Genomic DNA, 24,195 nt, shown 5'->3' with positions numbered 1-24,195 from the left:
ATTGTCGCAGAAAACACCGAATGAAGCGCCGTCGAAACCCGCTACAGGTGACGCTGCCCTGCCCCCCGGCGTAAGGTGACAGACATCACCCTCCACATGGTTCAGGAGAAAAACATGCCTTGGTATATCTGGTTACTACTGGCCGTGGTGCTCGGCAGTATCGTCGGCGGCCTGCTGATGCTGCGCGCCGGCGCCCGCAAGATTCCGCTGACCGAAGAGCAGAAACAGCGCATCGCCCAGCGCAACGCCGAAGCGGATGCCGAGGATGCGCGCAACAGATAACACTCAAGCAGCCTGACGGCAGAGCTGCCCGGCGAGTTCGCCCAACGTCTTCAGCGCCCGCTCCGCTTCGACCGTCCAGGGCAATCCACAATTGAGCCGCACACAGTGGTTGAACTGCTCGGTATTGCTGAAGATGAGCCCCGGCGCAATGCTGATCCCCTGCTGCAAGGCCAGGGTATGCAGGTCCTTGGTATTGATCCGCGCCGGCAGGCTGACCCAGAGGATGAAGCCGCCGGTGGGACGGGTCATCTGGGTGCCTTCGGGAAAATAGCGCTGCACCGCCAGCTGGAAGGCGCTGAGATTCTTGCGGTATTCCTGCCGGATGAAGCGCAGATGCCGGTCATAGCCACCATTTTCCAGGTAGGCGGCAACGCCCATCTGGGTGACGCTACAGGCTGAGTGGGTGCTGAAGGTCTGTAGTCGCTGGATCTCTTCGCGATAGCGACCAGGCACGATCCAGCCAATGCGCACGCCCGGAGACAGGGTCTTGGAGAAGCTCGAGCAATAGATCACCCGGCCCTCTCGATCATTGGACTTGAGCGCCCTGATCGGGCCTGACTCGAACATCAGCTCGCCATAGATATCGTCCTCGACGATCTGGATGTCGAACCGTGCCGCCAGCTTCAGCAGCTGCTTCTGCCGCACGTCAGGCATGCTGCCGCCCAGCGGATTGCTCAGACGCGCGGTCAGCACCAGCGCCTTGATCGGCCACTGACTGGCAGCCAGCTGCAAGGCTTCGAGGCTCAAGCCGGTATCCGGATCGCAGGGAATCTCGATGACCTTCAGCCCGAGCAGATCGGCCAGTTGCAGCAGGCCGTAGTAGCTGGGCGATTCGGCGGCGATCAGGTCTCCGGGACGGGTCAGCACGCGCAGCGACATCTGCAGCGCATCGACACAGCCGTGGGTGATCACCACCTCATCCGGCCCGACCACCACGCCGGCGTCACGCATGCGAATCGCCACCTGGCGGCGCAGTGGCTCGTAGCCAGGGCTGAACATATAGCTAAAGGCCCGCGGGCTCTGGAAACGGGTGACCTTGGCCAGTTGCTGGTGCAATGCCCGCACCGGCAGGTAATCGACGTGAGGCACCGCCGCACCGAAGGGAATCAGGCCATCACGGCGCGACTCGCTGAGCACCAGGTTGATGATGCTGCTGCGGGTGACCAGTGCGGGGCGCTCGACCTGGGCGATATCCGGCGTCGGCGCCGTCAGGGCCGGGGTATGGTGCACATAGAAGCCGGACTGCGGTCGGGCCCGGATCATCCCCTGGTCTTCGAGATTGGCGTAGGCCTGCAACACGGTAGCGTGACTGACGTTCAGTTGCTGACTCAGCTTGCGTACCGAGGGCACACGCTCGCCCGGCAGGTAGACACCGCGGCGGATGTCCTCCGCGAGCTGATGTGCGATGCGCTGATAAAGCAACAGACTGGTCATTTCGTCGATCCCTGCCAACTGGACCATAACAGTAGTACAGCCCTGCCAAGCATGACCAGTACAGTTAAACAGCAACTCACCGACACAGTCGGTTACAGATCACTGAAAAGCCAGCCGAGCTGGTAGTACTTCGTTAAAAACAACCTGTCAGCGTGGGTTGCCCAGGCGCCCCTTGGCATCGGAAAAGACGATCTCGACCCGGCGATTCTGCGCACGCCCTCGCGCCGATGCATTCTCGCTGATACGAAAGGCCTCGCCGTAACCCACGACTTCCATGCGCCCGGCCTCTATGCCCAGCTCCTCCAGGAAGTTGGCGACCACCTGGGCGCGGGAACGGGACAGCGCCAGGTTTTCCGCCGCACTGCCGCGATTGTCGGTGTAGCCTTCGATACGCACCCTGCGCGCAGGGTTGAGCTGGAGAAAATGTGCCAGCTTGAGCAGCCGATGGTTGGTTGCCGCCCCCAGTTCGGCGCTGGAGGGTTTGAACAGCACATCCCCCAGGGTCATCACCAGGCCACGACCGGTTTCGGCTGCGGCGAGGCCGGCCATCTGATCTTCCAGCCACTGCCCCTGCTGGCGCATATCCAGCAAGCGGGCCTGCTGCAGGGTCTGGCGCAACCGCTCATGCTCCATTTCCAACTGGGTGGCGCGGCGCTGGTTCTGCAACTGTTCGCCGTGCTGGCTGGCGATCTGACTGTAACGCTGACTGAGATAGGCGTAATGCAGGGCATCCTCGGCGTTGCCCGAATAATCGGCAAAGCGCTGGGCACGCTCCAGTGATTCCTCGGCACGCCGCACATCCATGGGCACATCGCCCACTACCTGCGGGTTTTCGCTGACGGCCTGGTACGCCAGGCGCGCCTCTCCCAGCGCCTGTCTCACTTCAGGACTCGTGCACCCCTGGAGCAAGCCCAGCGACAGCAACCCGACGACAAAAGGCTTCATTGCACCGCCCCCAACTGCTCACGTAGCTGGGCGATACGTCGATTCAGCTCCAGCAGTTGCAGCTGGCTCTTCTCGTTCAGCACCCTCGCCTCGGCCAGCCGCGCATCCAGTTCCGCCTGTTCGGCCCGCAGGCGCGCCTCACGGTAGCGCTCCCTTGCCATCGCGGCCTGGGCTTTGCCGAGTTTTTCTTCAGCCATGAGCAGTTCCGGCGTTTGCTCTGGAACGCCGACCGCATGCGCCTGAGCCACGGCCTGCTCACTGAGCTTCAACTGTTCATTCGGTGCCGGATCGCTGGCGCAGCCGCCGACCATGGCCAGCGACACGAGGATGCAGGAAAGGGGTGTTCTCACGCGCGTGTTCCCGAATAACAGGTTAGGGTTTCGGCTTTATCGACTGCTGCTTCCAGCGTTCGAGATTTTCCGCCAGCAATTGCTCCTCGACGCCAGCGGCGCGCAATTCTGTCATTTTTACCGCCAGCTGTCCGCGCAACCAGGGGCTGTTGCAGGCCGAGTCGTGGGCGACGGCGAAATGCATGCCACGCTCGGACACCGGCGGCTCCAGGCGCTGTACAGCGTCGAGAAGCCCCAGCGCACTCATCCGGGCCACGGCGTTGTAGCGTTCATGCAGCACATAATCTGCCTTTCCCGCCAGCAACTGCTGCACGGCCTCGGCCAGGCCAGGCGTCGAACGCAGGTGCAGGTTTTCCTTGGCGTACTGCTCGAAATCACCAGCAAATTTCGTCATGGCGCCATGAACCCCGGGACGCCCGTGCAGATCCTCGCGGCTGGCATAGAGAAAGCTCGGCTCGTTGCGAACCCAGGCCACCAGTTGCAGGGAAGTAATCGGCGGATGGACGACATCCATGTGCTCAAGCGCCTGTCGGCTCAAGTCCGCATCGAGCAGCAGGTCCATCCTGCCACTGCGCACTTCCTCGAAGGCCTTGTCGGCATTGCCCGCGTAGAGCACTTCAAGTTTCAGGTCGAGTGAGTCGGTGATTTTTTTCAGCAGATCGGCATTGGCGCCCATCAGCCGCTTGGGGTTCTGCGGATCTCGCCAGAGAAACGGCGGGTTGTCCGCATTACCGGTGGCTATCAGCCGCTCGCACTTTCCTGCCGCCGCGCTGGCAGCTAGCGGAGCCGCCAGTGACAGCACAATCAAAGCGGATTTCAGCAGCAAAGCACAGCGCATGGAAAGCCTCGTCATGGATCGATGGAACCGGACGGCGATCTTAGCATTGCAACCGAGCGCCCAAGAAAAACCCGCTACGCGAGCGGGTTTTTCTGCAGCGCATTAGGGTCTGATCAACAGACCCTAATCTCAGACGAGCTTTTCCAGCTCCGGCACGATCTCGAACAGATCGCCCACCAGGCCGTAGTCGGCCACCTGGAAGATCGGCGCATCTTCGTCCTTGTTGATCGCGACGATCACCTTGGAGTCCTTCATGCCGGCCAGGTGCTGGATCGCACCGGAGATGCCGACCGCGATGTACAGCTGCGGCGCAACGATCTTGCCGGTCTGGCCGACCTGCATGTCGTTGGGCACGAAGCCGGCATCGACTGCGGCGCGCGAAGCACCTACCGCGGCGCCAAGCTTGTCGGCCAGCGAGTACAGGTGCTTGAAGTTCTCGCCGTTGCCCATGCCGCGACCACCGGAGATGACGACCTTGGCGGCGGTCAGCTCAGGACGGTCGGACTTGGCCAGTTCTTCACCGGCGAAGGAGGAAATACCCTTGTCGCCAGTACCGGACACCTGCTCGACAGCAGCGGAACCGCCTTCGGCATTGACCGGATCGAAACCGGTTGCACGCACAGTGATGACCTTGATGGCCGCCGAGGACTGCACGGTGGCAATGGCGTTGCCGGCGTAGATCGGGCGCTTGAAGGTATCGGGGCTCTCGACCGCAACGATCTCGGAGATCTGGTCGACATCCAGCTGTGCAGCCACGCGCGGCAGGAAGTTCTTACCATTGGTGGTGGCGGCAGCCAGGACGTGGCTGTAGTTGGCGGCCAGATCGGCGATCAGCGGCGCGACGTTTTCCGGCAGCTGGTTGGCGTAGGCTGCGTCGTCGGCGACCAGCACCTTGGATACGCCCTCGATCTTGGCAGCCGCTTCGCCGATGGCGCCGCAGCCACTGCCGGCTACCAGTACATGGATGTCGCCACCGATGGCTTTGGCCGCGGCGACGGTATTCAGGGTCGCGGCAGCCAGAACGGCGTTGTTGTGTTCAGCGATAACCAGGATAGTCATTTAGATTACCTTCGCCTCGTTCTTCAGTTTCTCGACCAGTTCAGCCACGGACTTGACCTTGACGCCAGCGCTGCGCGCAGCGGGCGCTTCGACCTTGAGGGTCTTCAGGGTGGAGCTGGTGGTAACGCCCAGCGCATCTGGCGTCAGGGTTTCCAGCGGCTTCTTCTTGGCCTTCATGATGTTCGGCAGCGAGGCGTAGCGCGGCTCGTTCAGGCGCAGGTCGGTGGTGACGATCGCCGGCAGGTTCAGCGCGACGGTCTGCAGGCCGCCGTCGATTTCACGGGTGACATTGACCTTGTCGCCGGCGACTTCCACCTTGGAGGCGAAGGTGCCCTGGGCATAGCCAGTCAGCGCGCCGAGCATCTGCCCGGTCTGGTTGTTGTCGCTGTCGATGGCCTGCTTGCCGAGGATGATCAGCTGCGGCTGCTCCTTGTCGACCACGGCCTTGAGCAGCTTGGCCACGGCCAGGGAGTTGAGCTCTTCAGTCGACTCGATCAGCACGCCGCGATCAGCACCCAGCGCCAGCGCGGTACGCAGCTGCTCCTGGGCAGCGGTCGGGCCGATGGTGACGACCACGATTTCATTCGCCACGCCCTTCTCTTTCAGGCGCACGGCTTCTTCCACGGCGATTTCGCAGAAGGGGTTCATCGACATCTTGACGTTGGCGAGGTCGACGCCGGAGTTGTCCGCCTTGACGCGAACCTTGACGTTGTAATCGACCACTCGTTTGACAGCTACGAGAATCTTCATGGATTCCTCTTACTCTCCGGTGATGGGGATTTCGCCGAGGCGAACCGAACTCGATTCGTGATACTGGCTGCAACCTGGCCGCCAGGCCTGTACGGCGAACGCAAAACTGCCCGTATCTTGAACGCTGGGCATTGGGCCGGTCAACAAAACATACAGCCCGTCACGGGGTACGGCAGGCCGATTCTAACAGGCTTCGGAAAAATTCAAACAAACGTTTGTATTGGACCCGTTCGGGCGGCTATATATAATGCCAGCCCGGCTGGGTCAGGGAACCGATCACAGCCTCCTCCACCCTCTATAGAACAAACAAGCCTGAGTAGGAGAAAGCCAATGGAACGCGAATACATGGAATTCGACGTCGTCATCGTCGGTGCCGGCCCCGCGGGCCTGTCCGCTGCCTGCCGGCTGAAACAGAAAGCCGCCGACGCCGGCCAGGAAATCAGCGTCTGCGTCGTCGAGAAAGGCTCCGAAGTCGGCGCGCACATTCTATCCGGCGCGGTGTTCGAGCCGCGCGCGCTCAACGAGCTGTTCCCCAACTGGAAGGAACTCGAAGCACCGCTGAACACCGCGGTCAAGCGCGACGACATCTACCTGCTCAAGAATGCCGAATCGGCCAGCAAGCTGCCCAATGCATTCGTGCCCAAGACCATGCACAACGAGGGCAACTACATCATTTCCCTGGGCAACCTGTGCCGCTGGCTGGCGCAGCAGGCGGAAAACCTCGGCGTGGAAATCTACCCCGGCTTCGCCGCCCAGGAAGCGCTCGTCGATGAACAGGGCGTGGTCAGGGGTATTCTGACCGGCGATCTGGGCGTCGATCGCGAAGGCAATCCCAAGGAGGGCATGTACACGCCGGGCATGGAGCTGCGCGCCAAGTACACCCTGTTCGCCGAAGGCTGCCGCGGGCACATCGGCAAGCAACTGATCAGCCGCTTTCAGCTCAATGCCAACGTCGACCCGCAGCACTACGGCATCGGCATCAAGGAACTCTGGGACATCGATCCGGCCAAGCACGAACAGGGCCTGGTGGTGCATACCGCCGGCTGGCCGCTGGACGACGAGAACACCGGCGGCTCCTTCCTCTACCACATGGAGAACAACCAGGTCGTGGTCGGACTGATCGTCGACCTGTCCTACAGCAACCCGCACCTGTCGCCGTTCGACGAGTTCCAGCGCTACAAGCACCATCCGCTGATCAAGCAGTACCTGGAAGGCGGCAAGCGCGTCGCCTATGGCGCCCGCGCCATTTCCAAGGGCGGCCTGAATTCGCTGCCGAAGATGGTCTTCAAGGGCGGCGCGCTGATCGGCTGCGATGCCGGCACGCTGAACTTCGCCAAGATCAAGGGCAACCACACCGCGATGAAATCCGGCATGCTCGCAGCCGAGGCTGTCGCCGATGCGCTGTTGGCGGGCAACGACGGTGGCGACGAGCTGACCGCCTACGAAGAAGGCTTCAAGAACAGCTGGCTGTACGACGAGCTGTACAAGAGCCGCAACTTCGGCGCCGCGATTCACAAGTGGGGCGCGATCAAGGGCGGCGCATTCAACTTCATCGACCAGAACATCTTCGGCGGCAAGATTCCCTTCACGCTGCACGATACCAAGCCGGATCATGCCTGCCTGAAACTGGCCGACGAAGCGAAGAAGATCGATTATCCCAAGCCCGACGGCAAGCTCAGCTTCGACAAACTGAGCTCGGTGTTCCTCTCCAACACCAACCATGAGGAAGAGCAACCCGTTCACCTCAAGCTGACCGACCCGAGCATCCCGATCGACAAGAACCTGCCGATGTACGACGAACCGGCCCAGCGCTACTGCCCTGCGGGCGTCTACGAAGTGGTGGCCAACGACGACGGCAGCAAGCGCTTCCAGATCAACGCGCAGAACTGTGTGCACTGCAAGACCTGCGATATCAAGGACCCGGCCCAGAACATCACCTGGGTGGCGCCGGAAGGTGCTGGCGGCCCGAACTATCCCAATATGTAAAACGCAAAAAGGCTCCTTCGGGAGCCTTACTTTTGACTATGTCCCAGCTCTGTGTTGCGAGCACTCGAGGCGTGAGGAATCCCTTCGAATATCCGAGATGCAGGCTGTTGTAGGTCGAATTAGCCGAAGGCGTAATCCGACGATCCGACGGTGCAATGTGACCATCCATGCCTGACAGCTCAGCATTTAACGCGCCTGGCCGCTCGCTTGTCGGGTCGGTGAAGCGTGACCCGACCTACCCGATGTAACGAACCGCCTGTGGGAGCGGTCGGGCGACGTTCCGCTTCAGCCGCGAATTTCGCGGAGTGCTCTGGTCTAAAAAACCGCTCCCACAAAGCAATGTTGCTCCACCAACACGTAACCGGGACAGAGCCTTTCCTTTATCTGATCAACTATTCAACCAGGCCGCTATTGCTGAGGCCCGATAGGGAAGCATCGCCCGTTGCTCCAGACACCCAGCCATTTCTCCCCCTCGATCTCGCACGGCACCGCCAGCTCCACCAGCTGGTAGAAGACGTTGCGATGGATCAGCGCTTCGAGGTTGGCGCGCACATGCACATAGGGCGCAGGCTCCTGGGTCGCCAGATCGATTTCGAAACGCAGCGGATGTTCCGGTCCGGCCTCGACCTCCTCCTCGACATTGGTGAAAAAGCGCAGCAACTGCGCCTCGCCCTGCCCCTCGGCTTCGAGCCGGACCGCCACGAAAGGCGCATCCTCGACCTGAATGCCGACCTTCTCGACCGGCGTCACCAGGAAATAGTCATCGCCGTCGCGGCGAATCACGCTGGAAAACAGCTGCACCATGGCCGGTCGGCCAATGGGCGTGCCCATGTAATACCAGCGACCGTCGCGGGCGATACGCATGTCCAGATCACCGCAGAATGGCGGGTTCCACAGATGCACGGGCGCCGGTCCTTTTTTCTCGCTCCGTGGAATCTGCCCCAGCAGGTTTGCAGCCTTGTCTGAATCAGTCATGGCAAGCCCTCAGCGAGCGATACCCAGCAAACGCCGTGCATAATCGCGCAACGGCGGCCCCAGCAATTCTTCAGGCTGATGATCGTACAGCCCCAGCAGCCCGCCCCGACTGCGGATACGCGCGGTATCCACCAGATAGCGCGTTCCGGTTTCGACCAGCATCAGCTGCACCACGCTGCTGTCCACGCCAAGGCGATCCAGTGCGCGCTGGTCGTTCAGTTCGTCGAAACTGCCGATGCGATCATCCGCTGCGGCGAAACGCATGTACAGCAGGTAGTGGGCACCGACGGCTGCCGTCTGGGCCATCGCCTCTTCGAAGCCGAGCGGCTGGGCAGAACGACGCACCATGGGAAAATACTCGACGAAGCCCTTGAAGGCCTCCTCGGCGACCACGTTCGGGCGCGGGTAGACATCCCCCGGCGGGACGAAATGGCCCTGGGCAATATAGATGAAGGAGTCCGGCTGCAACCGCCAGGAGGCCGAGCGCCGGGTCTCGCTATGGTCGAGAATGCCGGCATCGCGCAGGTGATAGCGCGTGCCTTCGGCCATGTCGCTGACCTTCATGCAGCCACCCAACGCCAGCATGACCAGTACAACGCTCAACAATCGCATGTCACAGCCTCCTCAAGCGATGCCGGAATTCCGACGAGAGGCTCGTGCAATGCAGCAACCGAGCCATCTGGTCCGTAGCCTGCCGGCAGGCTGTTGAAAAACGTAGGCGAGGCAGGCAAGACAAGGCGAAAACAGGCGAGAAACGTAGCGCAGCGAAGTAACAGCCGCAGGCTGGCCCGCAGGGTGAGCGCAGCGAATCACGCGGAATTTAGTGGCCTAAATGAGCAGTACTCACTTCGTTCGCCCTTCGGGCCGCGCTGAAGCGCGTTAGCCGCAAGCGGCTTGCCGAGCCTGTTTTCAACGCAGTATTGCCAACGCAGGTAGTTTTTCAATGGCCTGCTAGTCCCGCTTGCGCTTGTTACCCATCCGCACGCCAATATCCATCAGGAACTGGAAGAAGCCCTCCTGATCCTCCAGCACGTTGCTCCAGAACGGCGAGTGATACAGCGCCACGGCGCCATGCACCAGTGCCCAGGCGGCGCAGTAATGGAAGTATGGCGGTACGTCTTCCAGTTTGCCTTCGGCGATGCGGCCCTTGATCAGTTGGGTCAGGTGCTCGAAGTTCGAGGCACGGATGCGGTGCAGCTCCTCGATCATCTCGGGCTCCTGATTGCCCTTGACCACTTTTTCTTCGAGACGGTCGAACAGGCGATAGCGTTGCGGGTCGCCCATGCGGAACTCGAAGTAGGCACGCGACAGCGCTTCCTTGTCCTGATCGAGACTCGGCGAATGCAGCAACTCGTTGAGGTCGCGCTCATAGTCGAGCATCAGCCGCAGATAGATTTCGGCCTTGGACTTGAAATGCTTGTAGATAGTGCCTTTGCCGATGCCGACCTTGTCGGCGATCATCTCGACAGTAACGCTGTCTTCGCCCTGCTCAAGAAAGAGCTGAAGAGCGATATCGAGAATCTCTTGCTCGCGACGGCGGAATTCGCGGACTTTGCGCGGTTCAATTTGCATAAGAGGCTGCAACGTGAAAATCGAGGCAGAACATTATGCCTATCCAGTCAGAAAATGCACGGAACAACGCCAATGAGCACATTGAATGACGAATTTCCCCAAATTGAAGGCCTGCGTTACCTGAATCATGCCGCGGTCGCGCCCTGGCCACGCCGGGCAAGCGAAGCCGTGTCGCGCTTCGCTCAGGAGAACATGACGCTTGGCGCACGGGACTACCCACAATGGCTGAAAGTCGAGACCAGCCTGCGCGGACGCTTGGCCAGACTGCTCAATGCGCCATCCACGGCGGACATCGCACTGGTCAAGAACACCTCCGAAGCGCTGTCATTCGTCGCCTTCGGGCTGGACTGGAAGGCCAGCGACCAGATCGTCATCAGCGATGAGGAATTCCCCTCCAACCGGGTCGTCTGGGAGGCTTTGCGACCGCAAGGCGTCGAGGTGATACGTGTCAGCCTCAAGGGCGCAGACCCCGAAGCCGCGCTGCTTGCCGCCTGCAGCCCGAAGGTGCGCCTGATGGCCATCAGCGCCGTACAGTACGCCAGCGGCCTGCGCCTGGACCTGCCGCGTCTTGGCGAAGGCTGCGAGCAACGCGGCGTGCTGCTGTGTATCGATGCGATTCAGCAACTGGGCGCCCTGCCCTTCGACGTCCGCCAGAACCGCTGCGCCTTCGCCATGGCCGATGGTCATAAATGGATGCTGGGTCCCGAGGGGCTCGGGGTCTTCTATTGTCGCAGCGATCTGCGCGCCCGCCTGAAACTGCATGAGTACGGTTGGCACATGCTCGAACACGCCGGCGATTACGACCGCGAGGAGTGGGAGCCGGCACGCAGCGCACGCCGCTTCGAATGCGGCAGCCCGAACATGCTCGCCAGCATGGCGCTGGAGGCGAGTCTTTCACTGCTGGAAGAGATGGGCATGGAGAAGGTGGAGCAGGGACTGTCCAAGCGGATCGATCATTTGCAACGCGAATTGTCGGCCATGTCGGGAGTCGAGCTGCTGAGCCCCGCCGATCCTCGCCGACGCGCCGGCATCCTGACCTTCAGAATCGACGGATGGGACAATCAAGCCCTGTTCGAGCGACTGAAATCGGAACAGATCGTCTGTGCGCAGCGCGGCGGCGGCATACGCTTTTCACCGCACTTCTATACCCGAACCGAAGTTATCGAACAGGCCCTGGCAATCATTCACGGCCTGAAAGCGATATGAGCTATCAAAGGCAGCGATCAATAGTCCCGGTGGCTATTCCAAATCCGTTTTAAAAACACGCCAATTGCCCTGCAAACTCGTCGATAGCGACCAATACTTCCCTTACTGGTCGTGCCCTCCCCCCAAAGCACGACCAGTTGAGGGAGCGAGGAACGTGACCTCAAACTCCTAATGGTCTTGACCCGGCTCTGCGCCGGGTTCTTTTTATCCGCTGAACGAGCGACTCGTCCCGGCACGCCGGGCAAGACGCAGGCGGAAGCAGAACCAGATGAACAGCACCCAGAACGGGATCGCCATTATCGAGACGCGCAACCCCGGCATCGACAGCATGATCAGCGCGATCAGCACCACGAAAGCCAGGCACAGGTAGTTGCTGAAGGGGTAGCAGAACGACTTGAAAGATGGCTCGACGCCCTGCGTCATCATCGCCTTGCGGAACTTCAGGTGCGCGAGGCTGATCATGGCCCAGTTGATCAGCAATGCCGCCACCACCAGCGACATCAGCAGTTCCAGCGCGCCCTGCGGCAGCAGGTAATTGACCACTACGCAGAGCAGGGTCATCAGCCCCGAAAAGGCAATCGCCAGCACCGGTACGCCGCGACGATTCACCCGCATCAGCGCCCGCGGCGCATCACCCTGCTCAGCCAGTCCGTAAAGCATCCGGCTGTTGCAATACACACCGCTGTTGTAGACCGAAAGCGCCGCCGTCAGCACCACGAAATTGAGGATATGCGCCGCAGTATCGCTGCCGATCAGGGAAAAGATCTGTACGAAGGGACTGCTGCTGTAGGGATCGCCCGCCGCCCCCAGGGTTTGCAGCAGACTATCCCAGGGGTACAGGGCCAGCAGCACGCTCAAGGCCCCGATATAGAAAATCAGAATCCGGTAGACGACCTGATTGATGGCCTTGGGTATCACGGTCCTGGGATCGGACGCCTCGGCGGCGGTGATGCCCACCAGCTCCAGCCCACCGAAGGAAAACATGATGATCGCCAGCGCCATCACCATTCCGCTGATGCCGTTGGGGAAGAACCCACCGTGCGTCCAGAGGTTGCTGAAGCTGGCCTGATCGCCACCCCGACCACTCAGAAGCAGATACAACCCCAGCACGATCATGCCGACAATCGCCCCGACCTTGATGATCGCGAACCAGAACTCGGCTTCGCCGAACGCCTTGACGTTGGCCAGATTGATCAGGTTGATCAGAATGAAAAATGCCGCAGCCGTGGCCCAGGTCGGCACTTCCGGCCACCAGAACTGCACATATTTGCCGACCGCCGTCAGTTCGGCCATGCCCACCAACACGTAGAGCACCCAGTAGTTCCAGCCCGAGAGAAAGCCTGCATAGGGCGTCCAGTACTTGTGCGCAAAGTGACTGAAGGAGCCGGCGACGGGCTCTTCAACGATCATCTCGCCCAACTGGCGCATGATCAGAAAGGCGATCAGGCCACCAATGGCGTAGCCTAGGATCATCGAAGGTCCGGCACTGCGCAGCACGCCTGCCGACCCCAGGAACAGCCCCGTGCCGATGGCGCCACCCAGCGCAATCAGCTGGATATGCCGGTTTTTGAGGCCCCGCTGCAGAGTGCCGGGAAGCGGCGTGTCGCTGGACATGGCACAACCTATTTCTGAAAAAGTAGCGTCCCGCCTTGCCAGGCAGGAGAAAGACTGGAACTGCACACCGGTCCTGAAACGATCTACCAGGCGATATGAGTACCAAAGCGGCGCGAATTGTACAGGCTGCCGGCCAGGACGGCCTGCGTCATGACGTTGCGTTTTGTCGGAGCCTGGTCAGACAGCAACCCGCGCCAGAGGAAACAGCCGCCGGAAATTATCGGTGGTCTGCTCACTCAGCTGCTCGAAATCGACACCTCGAAGCTCGGCCAGGAACTGCGCCACCTCGCGCACGTACTGCGGCAGGTTCGGCTTGCCCCGGTGCGGGATCGGCGCCAGATAGGGCGAATCGGTTTCCACCAGCAGACGATCAGCCGGCACCCGCCGTGCAACGTCACGCAGGGCATCGGCGTTGCGAAAGGTGACGATACCCGAGAATGAAATGTAGTAGCCCAGATCGAGCGCAGCCCTGGCCATGTCCCAGTCCTCGGTGAAACAGTGCATCACGCCTGCCTGGGGCAACGCCGCTGCGCGCAGCAGCTCCAGCGTATCGCCACGCGCGGCGCGGGTATGCACGATCACCGGTTTGCCACAGACGCTGGCCGCCTGCAGATGGAGCCTGAACGAACGCTGCTGCAGCTCGGCGGCTTCCGGCTCGTAGTGGTAATCGAGCCCCGTCTCGCCGATGGCCACCACATGCGGATGCTCCAGTTCGGCCAGCAGCCAGTCGAGCGCAGGCTCGGCGTTCGGCGCCAGATCCAGAGGATGCACACCCACCGAGCAATCGACATCCGCATAACGCTCCGCCAGCGCTTTTACGGCTGCCGCATTGTCGGCACTGACACCGATGCAGAGAAAATGCCCGACGCCACGCTGCCGCGCAGCCTCCAGCGCGGCATCAAGAGAGCCCTCGTGCGCGGTGAGATCGAGTCGATCAAGATGACAGTGGGAGTCGATGAGCATTCGTCGTCACAGCCTGGCAGGGAAGCCGGGGAGTATAGCGGAAAGCTGGAGGCTGGAGGCTGGAGGCTGGAGGCTGGAGGCTGGAGGCTGGAGGCTGGAGGCTGGAGGCTGGAGAGCGTGCGGTCTAATGTCAAAACTCCGTCAAGCTTTTTCGTCCAGCCTTCCAGCTTCAAGCGCTCTTATCGGCTTTTCTCGTCCAGCCTCAAGCACTTCTATCGGTTTTTCTCGGCTTTTCCCGGCTTTACGCCTTACATCGTATGCGTCGGACGGTCGGACTTCATCGCGCCGGCCAGGTAGGTTTCGATCTTGTTGCGGGCGGTGGTGTCGCCCTCGCTGAACTGCACGCCGACGCCTGCAGCGCGGTTGCCCTGGGCGCCTTTCGGGGTGATCCAGACGACCTTGCCGGCGACGGGAATCTTCTCCGGCTCGTCCATCAGGCTCAGCAGCATGAAGACTTCATCGCCGAGGTTGTAGCTCTTGTTGGTAGGAATGAACAACCCGCCATGCTTGATGAACGGCATGAAGGCGGCATAGAGCACCGACTTGTCCTTGATGGTCAGGGACAGGATGCCGTTACGCGGACCGAGATTTGCAGGCAGGCTCATGGAATGTTCCTAGCAAAAGACCGGATGGAGTCTAACGCGCCCCAGGCAGGCTTGCCCACTGCACCAGCAACGCTTCGAGAAGCAAGACACGGTTGAGGTTGGCTTTGCCCAATACCTTCTGTCGATGGGCCAGCAACCAGTCCTGCAACGCCAGCAGCTTTGCCGGTGTGGTTTTCTGCGCCAGGTACTGGATCACCTTGGCCATATCGGGCGCACCAAGCCCTGATTCATCCTCGCTCATCTGGTAACGCAGGATCAGGTGCGCCCACTCGCAGAACCAGTCGAACAACAGGATCAGCGATAGCGGGTTCCAGGCTTCCGCCAGCTGGCTGGGCGATTGCTGCTGCTTGAGCAGCTTCTTTATCCCCTCCACGACCTGCGCGCGCATGTCGAGCACGCCCAGGCCATGCAGTCGGCACGCCGCCAGGGGCGAGCCCGCCGCCAGCGTCAGCAGCTCCTCGCGTTGTTCGACGGGCAGCTCGGGCAACTGCCGAGCGAGCCAGTCGAGGCTTTGCCCACGCGCCGGCAAGGGGCAGGCCTGCTGCACGCAACGACTCCTGATGGTCGGCAGCAGTCGGCTCGGCTGGTGAGTGATCAGCAGCAGCACGGTATCGCCAGCGGGCTCTTCGAGACTCTTGAGCAGCGCATTGGCCGCGTTGAGGTTCATCGCCTCGGCCGGTTCGAGCAGCACCACCTTGCGCCCGCCAAGCTGCGCGGTCTGGGTCACGAAAGCAACCAGCTGGCGCACCTGATCGACACGAATCGCCTTGTCGACTTCTTCCGGTTCGAGGATGTAATGATCGGGATGGGTCTGTGCGGCGAGCAACTGGCAACTCCGGCAATTACCGCAGGCGCCGGCTGCCGATGGCTGTCGACACAGCAACAGCGCCATCAATTGCTCGGCCAGGGCGCGCTTGCCGATACCCGCCGGCCCATGCAGCAGGTAGGCATGGGCGTGTTGCTGACGGCCCGCCAACAGTTGCCACAGACCGGCCTGCCAGGGAAGGATGTCAGCCACCGATGCGCTCCAGAATCTGTGGCAGCAGTGCTTGCAGATCGCGCTGCACCGCCGCCAGCGGTTGTCCGGCATCGATCACCCGATAGCGCGCCGGCGCCTGGCGAGCACGTTCGAGATAGGCATTGCGCACGGCTTCGAAGAAGCCCAGCCCCTCCTGCTCGAAACGATCGAGACGCCCGCGTGCCGCCGCACGGCTCAGGCCGATTTCGACCGGCAGGTCGAAAATCAGCGTCAGGTCCGGGCGCAACTCGCCCTGCACGAAGTTTTCCAGCTGCTCGATGCGCTGCAGGGGCAGGCCGCGACCGCCCCCCTGATAGGCATAGGTCGCATCGGTGAAACGATCACACAGCACCACTGCGCCCCGTGCCAGAGCCGGGCGAATGACCTGTTGGATATGCTGCGCGCGCGCGGCGAACACCAGCAGCAGTTCCGTATCACTGGCCATCGGCTCATCGGCCGGCACCAGCAGAATCTCGCGAATACGTTCGGCCAGTGGCGTACCGCCCGGTTCACGGGTCAGCACGACATCGATGCCGCGCTCACGCAGATATTCGGCGATGAATTCGCGATTGGTGCTCTTGCCCGCGCCCTCTGGCCCCTCCAGGGTGATGAAGCATCCTGTCACTGGCTATTCTCGCTTGGCGCCGGCACTTGCCGGGGTGGTGGACTGGACCGGTAATCGGCACGACGCTTGAGCTGGTATTCGCGCACCGCCCGATTGTGCTCGGCCAGCGTATTGCTGAACACATGGCTGCCGTCGCCACGCGCCACGAAGTACAGACTGGTGCCATCCATCGGATGCAGGGCAGCGTGAATCGCCTCGCGACCGACCATGGCGATGGGCGTGGGCGGCAGGCCGGCATTGGTGTAGGTGTTGTAAGGCGTCGGCTTGCGCAGGTCGGCACGGGTAATGCGCCCGCGATAGCTTTCACCCATGCCGTAGATCACCGTCGGGTCGGTCTGCAACAGCATGCCGCGCGCGAGACGGCGCACGAACACACCGGCAATCTCGCCGCGTTCGGAAGGTACGCCGGTTTCCTTTTCGATGATCGAGGCCATGGTCAGGGCTTGGTAGGGGTCTTTATAAGGCAAGCCCTCGCTGCGCCCCTGCCATTCCTCGGCCAGTACGCTTTCGAGTCGGCTAAAGGCCCGCCGCAGCAATTCGATATCGGCCACGCCACGGGTGAAGCTGTAGGTGTCGGGAAAGAAGCGCCCTTCCGGGTGCAGCTCGGCATGACCGAGTCGTGCCATGACCTCGCGGTCGGACAGGCCGGCGAGAGTCTGCTCAATCAGGGACGAAGCCTGCAGCGCCGCACGCAGCTGGCGGAAATTCCAGCCCTCGACAATGGTCAAGGTGTGCTGAACGACCTCGCCACGCTGCCACAGCCCGATCATCTCGCCCACGGTCATGGCCGGAAGCAGGCGGTATTCTCCGCTGTGCAGATTCTGCCCAGACAGATTCAGCCGCCAGTGCAGGCGCAGCCAGAACGCATCCCGCAAAACACCTTCGCGCTCCAGTCGCTGAAACACACCACTGGGCGTATCCCCGGTTTTGACTTCCAGCAGACGCACATCGTCGAGCTGAAGCGGCTGCTCCAGCGCGGCGTGAAGTTTCCAGGCAACCAGGCCGAACGCCAGCGCCGCGAGCAGCACCACGCCCAGCAGCGCCAAAGACAGTTTTCGAATCACGTACCACTCGACAGATCGGTAATCAGGCCCTGCAGTTTACGTGTGAGCGCACCTACCGGCCAGACATGGGTGTGCAGCTGGCGCACGGGCCAGATACCGTAAAGGCTGTTGCAGACGAAGATTTCCTCGGCCCCGAGCAGCCGTTCAAGCGTGATATCGCAGACCTGGGTTCGTATTCCCGTACGCTGTGCGCGCTCGAGTATTTCAGCGCGCATGACACCCGCGACACCGCAACGCTCAAGCGATGGCGTTTGCAGCACGCCTTGCGAACCCAGGAAAATATTGCTGAACACCCCCTCGATGACGCGCCCCGACATATCGCACATCAACCCTTCGGCACAGGCCGAATCCTGCCATTCAGCACGGGCCAGCACCTGCTCCAGGCGATTGAGATGCTTCAAGCCCGCCAGCGCCGGCTGCTCGGCCAGACGCGTGGCACAGGGATACAGGCGCACGCCATGCGCGGCATGTTCGCGAGGGTAGTCAGGGGCTGGCGAGCCCAGCAGCACCGTGCGCGGCTGGCCGGGTTGCGGTGGCGCATAGCCGCGCTGGCCATCGCCCCGAGTGAGCACGAGCTTGGCGACGCCGTCGCCGAGCGCGGAACTGAATGCGAGGATCTGCGTGCGCAGGTTCGCCAGGTCGCAAGGAATACCCAGGCGCTGGCAGCCGTTGTCGAGTCGCTGAAGGTGCCGATCCAGCAATTGCGGTTGCCGGGCGATGACCCTGATGGTTTCGAACAGGCCATCGCCGTAGGCGAAGCCACGATCATGGACGGGCACTCCGCCAGCGGGTTGCCCGTCCACCCAGGTCAATGTCACTCGGTGAACCGACTGAACACCAGCGAACCGTTGGTGCCGCCAAAACCGAAGGAGTTCGACAGCGCGACGTCGATCTGCCTTGGCTTGGCCTCGTGCGGGACGAAGTCCAGGTCGCAGCCTTCATCCGGTTCGTTGAGGTTGATGGTCGGCGGCGCCACCTGATCACGAATGGCCAGGATACTGAAGATCGCCTCGACCGCACCCGCGGCACCCAGCAGGTGCCCTACCATGGACTTGGTCGAACTGACCGACAGCTCATAGGCATGGCTGCCGAAGACCGTCTTGATCGCCGCCGCTTCGGCCTTGTCGCCGGCTGGCGTCGAGGTACCGTGGGCGTTGATGTAGTGCACCTGTTCAGGATCGATCCGGGCATCCTGAATGGCATTGCGGATGCAGCGCGCGGCGCCGGCGCCGTCTTCCGGCGGCGAGGTCATGTGGAAGGCATCGGCGCTCATGCCGAAACCGATCAGTTCGGCATAGATCTTCGCACCGCGAGCCCGCGCATGTTCCAGTTCTTCCAGAACCAGGGAGCCTGCGCCATCGGACAGGACGAAACCATCACGCCCCTTGTCCCAGGGCCTGCTGGCCGTTGTCGGGTCGTCGTTGCGCGTGGACAAGGCCCGGGCAGCGGCAAAGCCACCGATGCCCAGTCCGCAGGCGGCCATTTCCGAGCCACCGGCGATCATCACGTCAGCTTCGCCATAGGCAATGTTGCGCGCCGCCATGCCGATACAGTGCGTACCTGTGGTACAGGCCGTGGCAATGGCATAGTTGGGGCCTTGCAAGCCCAGATGGATCGAGAGGAAGCCCGAGACCATATTGATGATCGAGCCCGGCACGAAAAAGGGTGAAATGCGCCGCGGCCCTTGTTCGATCAGAGCCTTGCAGCTGTTTTCGATATTGGTCAGGCCGCCGATACCGGAGCCCATGGCAACCCCGATGCGCTCGCGATTGGCATCGGTGATCTCCAGCCCGGAATCGCGTACTGCCTGGAAACTGGCAGCCAGGCCGTACTGGATGAAGAGATCGAGCTTGCGCGCCTCTTTGGCCGGCAAGTACTGCTCGACATCGAAATTCTTGATCGATCCACCAAAACGGGTGGCATAAGTGGAAAGATCCATGTGTTCTATCAGGCCGATGCCACTGCGACCGGCGAGAATCCCCTGCCAGCTGCTTGGCACATCGTTACCCAGTGGCGATAACATGCCCATCCCGGTGATGACGACGCGTCTACGCGACACAGCAATTCTCCTTACGTTTGCTTGTTGCCCGACCTGCTCCGCTGGCAATCGCAACGGACGAGAGAGCATCCTTCACAGAGGCCGCTCGCATGGGCGCGATCCGCTGCATTTAATCTGATTTTCAAACAAAAGCCGCACTACCCGTTCAAAGGCAGTGCGGCTTTACTGACTCGAAGCAGGATTACAACTTACTGCGCGTGCGCGTTGATGTAATCGATGGCTTCTTGAACAGTGGTGATCTTCTCGGCTTGCTCGTCCGGGATTTCGGTCTCGAATTCCTCTTCCAGAGCCATCACCAGCTCAACGGTGTCAAGGGAGTCGGCACCCAGGTCTTCGACGAAGGAAGCGCTGTTGGTGACTTCATCTTCCTTGACGCCAAGTTGCTCGGCAACGATTTTCTTGACGCGTTCTTCGATGGTGCTCATACCTTGTTTTCACTCCTATGGAAAAATCCAGGCAGCTGGTCTGCGCGGTAGTGTATAGAAAGCGTTTTCCGCATTTCAAGCTGAAAGCGGGCAAGCATGAGCCTGCTTTCAACCTTATGTCTATAAACACACCGCAGTTTTATAACGAATCAATCAGCCGTTATGGCTGTATACATGCGTTGGGCGACGCATCAGCTCATGTACATGCCGCCATTCACCGGAACCGTGGCCCCGGTAACATAGGCAGCACCATCAGAAGCCAGAAAAGCGACGACCTTGGCAATTTCTTCCGCCTGTCCGAGACGACCCAGAGGAATCTGTCCCAGTAGCGCGTCACGCTGAGCCTCAGGCAGCTCACGCGTCATGTCGGTATCGATGAAACCCGGCGCCACGGCATTGACCGTGATACCGCGCGAGCCCACTTCACGAGCCAGCGCACGACTGAAACCTTCGAGGCCAGCCTTGGCTGCGGCGTAGTTTACCTGTCCCGCGTTGCCCATGGCACCCACTACGGAACCAATGCTGATGATCCGCCCCCAGCGCGCCTTGGTCATGCCGCGCAGTACACCCTTGGTCAGGCGATAGAGGCTGTTGAGATTGGTATCGATCACATCGTTCCATTCGTCGTCTTTCATGCGCAGCATCAGATTGTCACGGGTGATGCCGGCGTTGTTGACCAGAATGGCGGGCTGGCCCAGGTGCTGCTGAATATGTTCAAGGGTACTCGCCACGGACTCATCGTTAGTCACGTCCAGCACCAGACCGGCACCCTCGATACCGTTATCCCGAAGGGTTTCAGCGATGCGCTCGGCCCCGGAAGGAGAGGTCGCGGTGCCAATCACGATGGCGCCTTGGCGACCGAGCTCCAGCGCCACAGCCTGGCCGATGCCTCGACTGGCGCCTGTCACCAGCGCAATCTTGCCTTGCAGATTCATAGTGTTCTCCTTGTTCATGCCAGCGCGCCACGGGTGGCGGCAAAGGCATCGGGGGTGTCGAGATTGTAGGTGTTGATGCCCTTGACGCAACGCTTGTTGAGCCCCGACAGCACCTTGCCCGGACCACATTCGACCAGCTCGGTCACGCCACGCTCACCCAGGGCCACAATGGTTTCGACCCAGCGCACCGGGCTGTAGAGCTGAGCCAGCAGATCGCGCTTGAGGGTATCGAGATCCTCGACGATCGCCGCGCTGACGTTCTGCACCAGCGCAATCTCGGGAGCCTGCCAGGCCGCCGCAATCAGCGAGTCGGCAAAGCGCTCCGCCGCCGGGCGCATCAGGTCGCAATGCGACGGCACACTGACCGGCAACGGCATGGCGCGCTTGGCGCCCCTGGCCTTGCAGGCTTCGATGGCGCGCTCGACCGCAACAGCGGAACCGGCGATCACCACCTGCCCGGGGGCATTGAAATTGACTGCGCTGACCACCTCACCCTGCGCCGCCTCGGCACAAGCAGCCAGCACGTCGGCATCTTCCAGGCCCAGGATCGCCGCCATGCCGCCCGTACCCGCAGGCACCGCCTGCTGCATCAGTTGGCCACGCAGCTCGACCAGCTTCACCGCATCGGCGAACGGCAGACTGCCGGAAGCGACCAATGCGCTGTACTCGCCAAGGCTGTGGCCGGCGACGAATACCGGACGCGCGCCGCCCTCGGCCAACCAGAGACGCCACAGCGCAATGGAGGCCGCAAGAATGGCCGGCTGGGTCTTGTCGGTCTGGTTCAGTTGCTCCTGCGGGCCTTGCTGGGCAAGCGCCCACAGGTCGTAGCCCAGCGCGGAAGAGGCTTCGGCAAAGGTTTCCAGTACCAGCGCCTGGGTACCGTACTCGGCGAGCATACCCACGGACTGGGAGCCCTGTCCCGGAAAGACGAATGCAAGTGATGCGGACATGAAACAGCTCTCTTGTTGTGGTTTCGTCAAAAGAATGCGCCATGCCGGCGCGTCGAATTCTCAGTTGGATGGCAAGCCATCGTCTGTGGTCACATCAATGCCGCCAGCAAACGACTGATTGGTCACAAGAAGACGCCCCAGTCTACTGCGCAATTGCTCCGGCAGATTATGTCGAACATCTTCCGTCGCACGCCGGATGGCCGACTGAAAACCCACCCTGCTGGCACTGCCATGGCTTTTCACGACGGTGCCCTGCAGCCCCAGAAAGCTCGCTCCGTTGTATTGCGCCGGGCTCATGTCGGCGCGCAGCTGACGCAGCAGCGGCAGCGCAAGCACGCCCAGCAGGCGAGAAAACAACGAGCGCCGACACGACGCTTCGACACGTGAGGAAACCAGTTGCGCCAGACCTTCGGTGGACTTGAGCAGAATATTGCCGACAAAGCCATCGCAGACGACCACATCCGCTTCCCCCCGAAAGAGTCCGTCACCCTCGATAAAGCCGCTGTAGTCGAGATCAACAGCCTGCTGCAGCAGCACCGCCGCCGCCTTGACCTGCTGATTGCCCTTGATCGCCTCGGTCCCCACGTTGAGCAGCGCCACCCGTGGTCGCTCAACCCCCAGAGTCTGCGCCGCGACCGAGCCCATCACGCCAAACTGGTAGAGTTGCTCGGCACTGCAGTCCACGTTCGCCCCCAGATCGAGCAACAGGCAGGAGCCATCGCGCGTCGGAATGGCGGTCGCCATGGCCGGGCGATCGATGCCCGGCAGGGTCTTCAGCACATGCCGGGCCAGCGCCATCAGGGCGCCGGTGTTGCCGGCACTGACGCAGGCCTGGGCCTGGCCGTCACGCACCAGTTCAAGGGCCACGCGCATGGATGATCGAGGCTTGCCACGCAACGCCTGGGTCGGTCGCTCATCCATCCCGATGACCTCATCGGCCTCGACGATTTTCAGACGCGCAGCATCCACCCGCCCATATCGGGAAACGATTTCTTCAAGGATGGAGGTTTGGCCGACAAGGACCAGGTGCAGCGAGGGCGTTTCAGCCAGACAGTCGAGACTGGCCGGAACAATGCGGTGAGGACCGAAGTCCCCACCCATTGCATCGATCGCGATGATCGGAGCGGACAAGGTTTACTCGTCAGCGCCCTTGTCGATCACCTTGCGACCGCGGTAGAAACCTTCCGGGGAAACGTGGTGGCGCAGGTGAACTTCACCGGTGCTCTTTTCCACGGACAGGGCGTTCGGCACCAGTGCGTCGTGGGAACGGCGCATATCGCGGGCGGAACGGGATTTTTTGTTCTGCTGAACAGCCATTGGGATCAACTCCTAAACGTTTGGGTCACGCTTTAACTGCGCCAGTACGCTGAACGGGTTGGACCGCGTTACCTCGTCCTCACTCGGCTCGGGCTCATCAGGCCCTGCCGGCGGCTGGCAAATTTCAAGGTCATGGAGTGGAACAATCGGAAGAGCGAGCAGGAGCTCCTCTTCAACCAGCGCCAGCAGATCCAGAGGATCCTCTCCCACTTCCAGCACGTCATAGCCCTTGGGCAGGTGCTGGCTGCTCGAACCCTCATTCACAACGGCATAATCGCATTCGCTGTGGATAGGCAGAACAACCGGCTCCAGACAACGCTGGCAAATCATCGTGACCTCAACGTCCAGCTCACTGTGGATGACCACGGTTCGCTGCTCGTCGCGCCCAAAGTCGAAGCTGGCGCGCACCACACCTTTATCGTCCTCTAGAGGATCGACAAGCCGCTTGAGCTCCGACAACTGCAGCTCGCCCTTGAGGGAGGCCGCTCGGTCAGCGAGCTTGCGCGGGTCAACGTGCGGGGGTATTGGTCCTTTCAACATAAGCGCGGCATTCTAGGGATGCGCCCCACGACTGTCAAAGGAATTCAGCTTCTCAGTCCCGCTCAGTCGAAGACCACTCAGCACCTATATAAGGAAGGAAAATGCGCCACCTGCTTCTCGCCTCCAGCTCCCCCTACCGACGCGAACTGCTTTCACGACTGCGCCTGCCATTCGACTGCCGCGCCCCGCATATCGACGAAACCGCCCATCCTGATGAATCCCCGGAACAGCTGGTGCGCCGACTTTCCCGCGAGAAGACCCGGGCACTGGCCGAAACCCACCCGGACCACCTGATCATCGGCTCCGACCAGGTGGCCGTGCTGGGCGACAGAATCATCGGCAAGCCGCATACGTTCGAGCGCGCCAGGGAGCAGTTGCTGTCATGCAGCGGCAAACGCCTGGATTTTCTGACCGGCCTGACGCTGCTCGACAGCCGCAACGCAAGCGAACAGGTGGACTGTGTGCGCTTCAGCGTACTTTTTCGCGACCTCGGCGAGGCGCAGATCGAGCGCTACCTCAGGGCCGAACAACCCTTCGATTGCGCCGGCAGCTTCAAGGCCGAAGGCCTGGGCATCAGCCTGTTCCGCGCCACCGAAGGCGAAGATGCCACCAGCCTGATCGGCTTGCCGCTGATCCGGCTGGTGGACATGCTTAACAACGCGGGAATCGAGGTTCCTTGAAGC

The 24,195-nt window shown here is 61.5% G+C and carries 27 protein-coding genes; 4 read left to right on the top strand and 23 right to left on the bottom strand.

From position 1 onward, the window contains the following. Positions 1 to 114 precede the first annotated feature (114 nt). Entirely contained in the window at positions 115 to 282 is a 168-nt protein-coding gene (locus ACYCFC_RS02505) for a DUF2897 family protein (RefSeq protein ID WP_181082343.1), read from the top strand. A 3-nt stretch (positions 283 to 285) separates the two neighbouring features. Here ACYCFC_RS02505 and ACYCFC_RS02500 read toward each other — a convergent pair whose 3' ends face one another. The 6 genes from ACYCFC_RS02500 to ACYCFC_RS02475 form a co-directional block, all read right to left on the bottom strand. Beyond that, positions 286 to 1,716 (bottom strand): aminotransferase-like domain-containing protein, encoded by a 1,431-nt coding sequence (locus tag ACYCFC_RS02500; protein ID WP_459653065.1) that lies wholly within the window; start codon positions 1,714 to 1,716, stop codon positions 286 to 288. Between the two features lie 147 nt (positions 1,717 to 1,863). Then, the gene (locus ACYCFC_RS02495; protein ID WP_459653064.1) at positions 1,864 to 2,661 is read right to left on the bottom strand and encodes an OmpA family protein; all 798 of its coding nucleotides are present in this window, start codon (positions 2,659 to 2,661) and stop codon (positions 1,864 to 1,866) included. After that, positions 2,658 to 3,011, bottom strand: coding sequence for a DUF4398 domain-containing protein (locus ACYCFC_RS02490; protein WP_459653063.1), 354 nt, complete (start codon positions 3,009 to 3,011; stop codon positions 2,658 to 2,660). The genes ACYCFC_RS02495 and ACYCFC_RS02490 overlap by 4 nt, the downstream gene beginning before the upstream one ends. A gap of 22 nt (positions 3,012 to 3,033) precedes the next feature. After that, positions 3,034 to 3,849, bottom strand: a complete 816-nt coding sequence (locus ACYCFC_RS02485) for a substrate-binding periplasmic protein (RefSeq protein WP_459653062.1) — start codon at positions 3,847 to 3,849, stop codon at positions 3,034 to 3,036. Positions 3,850 to 3,978: 129 nt separating this feature from the next. Continuing rightward, entirely contained in the window at positions 3,979 to 4,908 is a 930-nt protein-coding gene (locus ACYCFC_RS02480; RefSeq protein WP_459653061.1) for an electron transfer flavoprotein subunit alpha/FixB family protein, read from the bottom strand. Then, on the bottom strand, positions 4,909 to 5,658 hold the full coding sequence (locus tag ACYCFC_RS02475; protein ID WP_181082349.1) for an electron transfer flavoprotein subunit beta/FixA family protein: 750 nt from the start codon (positions 5,656 to 5,658) through the stop codon (positions 4,909 to 4,911). 330 nt (positions 5,659 to 5,988) lie between these two features. On the opposite strand from ACYCFC_RS02475, the gene ACYCFC_RS02470 reads away from it, so the two are divergent. Continuing rightward, positions 5,989 to 7,644 (top strand): electron transfer flavoprotein-ubiquinone oxidoreductase, encoded by a 1,656-nt coding sequence (locus tag ACYCFC_RS02470; RefSeq protein WP_459653060.1) that lies wholly within the window; start codon positions 5,989 to 5,991, stop codon positions 7,642 to 7,644. A 408-nt stretch (positions 7,645 to 8,052) separates the two neighbouring features. On the opposite strand, the gene ACYCFC_RS02465 is transcribed toward ACYCFC_RS02470, so the two are convergent. From ACYCFC_RS02465 to ACYCFC_RS02455, 3 genes are all read right to left on the bottom strand, one after another. After that, positions 8,053 to 8,619: a DUF1285 domain-containing protein gene (locus ACYCFC_RS02465; protein WP_459653059.1), complete on the bottom strand. Its 567-nt coding sequence runs from the start codon at positions 8,617 to 8,619 to the stop codon at positions 8,053 to 8,055. Between the two features lie 9 nt (positions 8,620 to 8,628). Further along, positions 8,629 to 9,231, bottom strand: a complete 603-nt coding sequence (locus tag ACYCFC_RS02460; protein WP_459653058.1) for a DUF4823 domain-containing protein — start codon at positions 9,229 to 9,231, stop codon at positions 8,629 to 8,631. Positions 9,232 to 9,570: 339 nt separating this feature from the next. Then, positions 9,571 to 10,191 (bottom strand): TetR/AcrR family transcriptional regulator, encoded by a 621-nt coding sequence (locus ACYCFC_RS02455; protein WP_181082353.1) that lies wholly within the window; start codon positions 10,189 to 10,191, stop codon positions 9,571 to 9,573. Positions 10,192 to 10,263: 72 nt separating this feature from the next. Between ACYCFC_RS02455 and ACYCFC_RS02450 the strand changes: the two genes are divergently transcribed. Beyond that, a complete protein-coding gene (locus ACYCFC_RS02450) occupies positions 10,264 to 11,397 on the top strand; it encodes an aminotransferase class V-fold PLP-dependent enzyme (protein ID WP_459653057.1) in 1,134 nt (377 codons plus the stop codon). A 204-nt stretch (positions 11,398 to 11,601) separates the two neighbouring features. Here the strand turns inward: ACYCFC_RS02450 and ACYCFC_RS02445 are convergent, their stop codons facing one another. From ACYCFC_RS02445 to ACYCFC_RS02380, 14 genes are all read right to left on the bottom strand, one after another. Next, complete coding sequence (locus ACYCFC_RS02445; protein WP_459653056.1) at positions 11,602 to 13,011, bottom strand: amino acid permease; 1,410 nt, start codon at positions 13,009 to 13,011, stop codon at positions 11,602 to 11,604. 177 nt (positions 13,012 to 13,188) lie between these two features. Further along, complete coding sequence (locus ACYCFC_RS02440) at positions 13,189 to 13,974, bottom strand: TatD family hydrolase (RefSeq protein WP_459653055.1); 786 nt, start codon at positions 13,972 to 13,974, stop codon at positions 13,189 to 13,191. A gap of 248 nt (positions 13,975 to 14,222) precedes the next feature. Further along, complete coding sequence (locus tag ACYCFC_RS02435; protein ID WP_181082357.1) at positions 14,223 to 14,579, bottom strand: PilZ domain-containing protein; 357 nt, start codon at positions 14,577 to 14,579, stop codon at positions 14,223 to 14,225. 31 nt (positions 14,580 to 14,610) lie between these two features. Next, positions 14,611 to 15,597 carry a DNA polymerase III subunit delta' gene (locus tag ACYCFC_RS02430; protein ID WP_459653054.1) on the bottom strand — a complete coding sequence of 329 codons (987 nt, stop codon included), beginning with the start codon at positions 15,595 to 15,597 and terminating at the stop codon, positions 14,611 to 14,613. After that, positions 15,590 to 16,222, bottom strand: a complete 633-nt coding sequence (tmk, locus tag ACYCFC_RS02425; RefSeq protein WP_181082359.1) for a dTMP kinase — start codon at positions 16,220 to 16,222, stop codon at positions 15,590 to 15,592. Before tmk ends, ACYCFC_RS02430 begins: the two co-directional genes overlap by 8 nt. Further along, the gene (gene mltG, locus ACYCFC_RS02420) at positions 16,219 to 17,286 is read right to left on the bottom strand and encodes an endolytic transglycosylase MltG (RefSeq protein WP_459653053.1); all 1,068 of its coding nucleotides are present in this window, start codon (positions 17,284 to 17,286) and stop codon (positions 16,219 to 16,221) included. Before mltG ends, tmk begins: the two co-directional genes overlap by 4 nt. Further along, positions 17,283 to 18,098, bottom strand: a complete 816-nt coding sequence (gene pabC / locus ACYCFC_RS02415) for an aminodeoxychorismate lyase (RefSeq protein WP_459653943.1) — start codon at positions 18,096 to 18,098, stop codon at positions 17,283 to 17,285. The genes mltG and pabC overlap by 4 nt, the downstream gene beginning before the upstream one ends. Positions 18,099 to 18,100: 2 nt before the next feature. Continuing rightward, a complete protein-coding gene (gene fabF, locus ACYCFC_RS02410; protein WP_459653052.1) occupies positions 18,101 to 19,345 on the bottom strand; it encodes a beta-ketoacyl-ACP synthase II in 1,245 nt (414 codons plus the stop codon). A 188-nt stretch (positions 19,346 to 19,533) separates the two neighbouring features. After that, complete coding sequence (gene acpP, locus ACYCFC_RS02405) at positions 19,534 to 19,770, bottom strand: acyl carrier protein (protein ID WP_016493661.1); 237 nt, start codon at positions 19,768 to 19,770, stop codon at positions 19,534 to 19,536. 191 nt (positions 19,771 to 19,961) lie between these two features. After that, complete coding sequence (gene fabG / locus ACYCFC_RS02400) at positions 19,962 to 20,705, bottom strand: 3-oxoacyl-ACP reductase FabG (RefSeq protein ID WP_459653051.1); 744 nt, start codon at positions 20,703 to 20,705, stop codon at positions 19,962 to 19,964. A 14-nt stretch (positions 20,706 to 20,719) separates the two neighbouring features. Continuing rightward, positions 20,720 to 21,655, bottom strand: a complete 936-nt coding sequence (gene fabD, locus ACYCFC_RS02395) for an ACP S-malonyltransferase (RefSeq protein ID WP_459653050.1) — start codon at positions 21,653 to 21,655, stop codon at positions 20,720 to 20,722. Between the two features lie 60 nt (positions 21,656 to 21,715). Further along, positions 21,716 to 22,786, bottom strand: coding sequence for a phosphate acyltransferase PlsX (plsX, locus tag ACYCFC_RS02390; RefSeq protein ID WP_459653049.1), 1,071 nt, complete (start codon positions 22,784 to 22,786; stop codon positions 21,716 to 21,718). Between the two features lie 3 nt (positions 22,787 to 22,789). Further along, a complete protein-coding gene (gene rpmF / locus ACYCFC_RS02385; protein ID WP_037021568.1) occupies positions 22,790 to 22,972 on the bottom strand; it encodes a 50S ribosomal protein L32 in 183 nt (60 codons plus the stop codon). 12 nt (positions 22,973 to 22,984) lie between these two features. Continuing rightward, positions 22,985 to 23,512: a YceD family protein gene (locus ACYCFC_RS02380; protein WP_459653048.1), complete on the bottom strand. Its 528-nt coding sequence runs from the start codon at positions 23,510 to 23,512 to the stop codon at positions 22,985 to 22,987. Positions 23,513 to 23,613: 101 nt separating this feature from the next. Between ACYCFC_RS02380 and ACYCFC_RS02375 the strand changes: the two genes are divergently transcribed. Then, positions 23,614 to 24,192, top strand: a complete 579-nt coding sequence (locus tag ACYCFC_RS02375) for a Maf family protein (RefSeq protein ID WP_459653047.1) — start codon at positions 23,614 to 23,616, stop codon at positions 24,190 to 24,192. The last annotated feature ends 3 nt before the right edge of the window (positions 24,193 to 24,195 follow it).

This window comes from Stutzerimonas sp. NM35, from assembly GCF_054604355.1.
Note: the sequence above shows the minus strand (reverse complement) of the source record. Positions and strands in the feature narration are given on the sequence as shown.

Bases quoted from the DNA above. Each gene is read 5' to 3' on its own strand.
- ACYCFC_RS02455 (WP_181082353.1), bottom strand. From the start codon at position 10,191: ATGCAAATTGAACCGCGCAAAGTCCGCGAATTCCGCCGTCGCGAGCAA.
- ACYCFC_RS02435 (WP_181082357.1), bottom strand. From the start codon at position 14,579: ATGAGCCTGCCTGCAAATCTCGGTCCGCGTAACGGCATCCTGTCCCTG.
- fabG (WP_459653051.1), bottom strand. From the start codon at position 20,705: ATGAATCTGCAAGGCAAGATTGCGCTGGTGACAGGCGCCAGTCGAGGC.
- ACYCFC_RS02460 (WP_459653058.1), bottom strand. From the start codon at position 9,231: ATGCGATTGTTGAGCGTTGTACTGGTCATGCTGGCGTTGGGTGGCTGC.
- ACYCFC_RS02445 (WP_459653056.1), bottom strand. From the start codon at position 13,011: ATGTCCAGCGACACGCCGCTTCCCGGCACTCTGCAGCGGGGCCTCAAA.
- ACYCFC_RS02375 (WP_459653047.1), top strand. From the start codon at position 23,614: ATGCGCCACCTGCTTCTCGCCTCCAGCTCCCCCTACCGACGCGAACTG.
- ACYCFC_RS02500 (WP_459653065.1), bottom strand. From the start codon at position 1,716: ATGACCAGTCTGTTGCTTTATCAGCGCATCGCACATCAGCTCGCGGAG.
- ACYCFC_RS02470 (WP_459653060.1), top strand. From the start codon at position 5,989: ATGGAACGCGAATACATGGAATTCGACGTCGTCATCGTCGGTGCCGGC.
- ACYCFC_RS02380 (WP_459653048.1), bottom strand. From the start codon at position 23,512: ATGTTGAAAGGACCAATACCCCCGCACGTTGACCCGCGCAAGCTCGCT.
- ACYCFC_RS02495 (WP_459653064.1), bottom strand. From the start codon at position 2,661: ATGAAGCCTTTTGTCGTCGGGTTGCTGTCGCTGGGCTTGCTCCAGGGG.
- ACYCFC_RS02440 (WP_459653055.1), bottom strand. From the start codon at position 13,974: ATGCTCATCGACTCCCACTGTCATCTTGATCGACTCGATCTCACCGCG.
- ACYCFC_RS02475 (WP_181082349.1), bottom strand. From the start codon at position 5,658: ATGAAGATTCTCGTAGCTGTCAAACGAGTGGTCGATTACAACGTCAAG.
- ACYCFC_RS02485 (WP_459653062.1), bottom strand. From the start codon at position 3,849: ATGCGCTGTGCTTTGCTGCTGAAATCCGCTTTGATTGTGCTGTCACTG.
- ACYCFC_RS02450 (WP_459653057.1), top strand. From the start codon at position 10,264: ATGAGCACATTGAATGACGAATTTCCCCAAATTGAAGGCCTGCGTTAC.
- ACYCFC_RS02505 (WP_181082343.1), top strand. From the start codon at position 115: ATGCCTTGGTATATCTGGTTACTACTGGCCGTGGTGCTCGGCAGTATC.
- ACYCFC_RS02465 (WP_459653059.1), bottom strand. From the start codon at position 8,619: ATGACTGATTCAGACAAGGCTGCAAACCTGCTGGGGCAGATTCCACGG.
- acpP (WP_016493661.1), bottom strand. From the start codon at position 19,770: ATGAGCACCATCGAAGAACGCGTCAAGAAAATCGTTGCCGAGCAACTT.
- ACYCFC_RS02480 (WP_459653061.1), bottom strand. From the start codon at position 4,908: ATGACTATCCTGGTTATCGCTGAACACAACAACGCCGTTCTGGCTGCC.
- rpmF (WP_037021568.1), bottom strand. From the start codon at position 22,972: ATGGCTGTTCAGCAGAACAAAAAATCCCGTTCCGCCCGCGATATGCGC.
- fabD (WP_459653050.1), bottom strand. From the start codon at position 21,655: ATGTCCGCATCACTTGCATTCGTCTTTCCGGGACAGGGCTCCCAGTCC.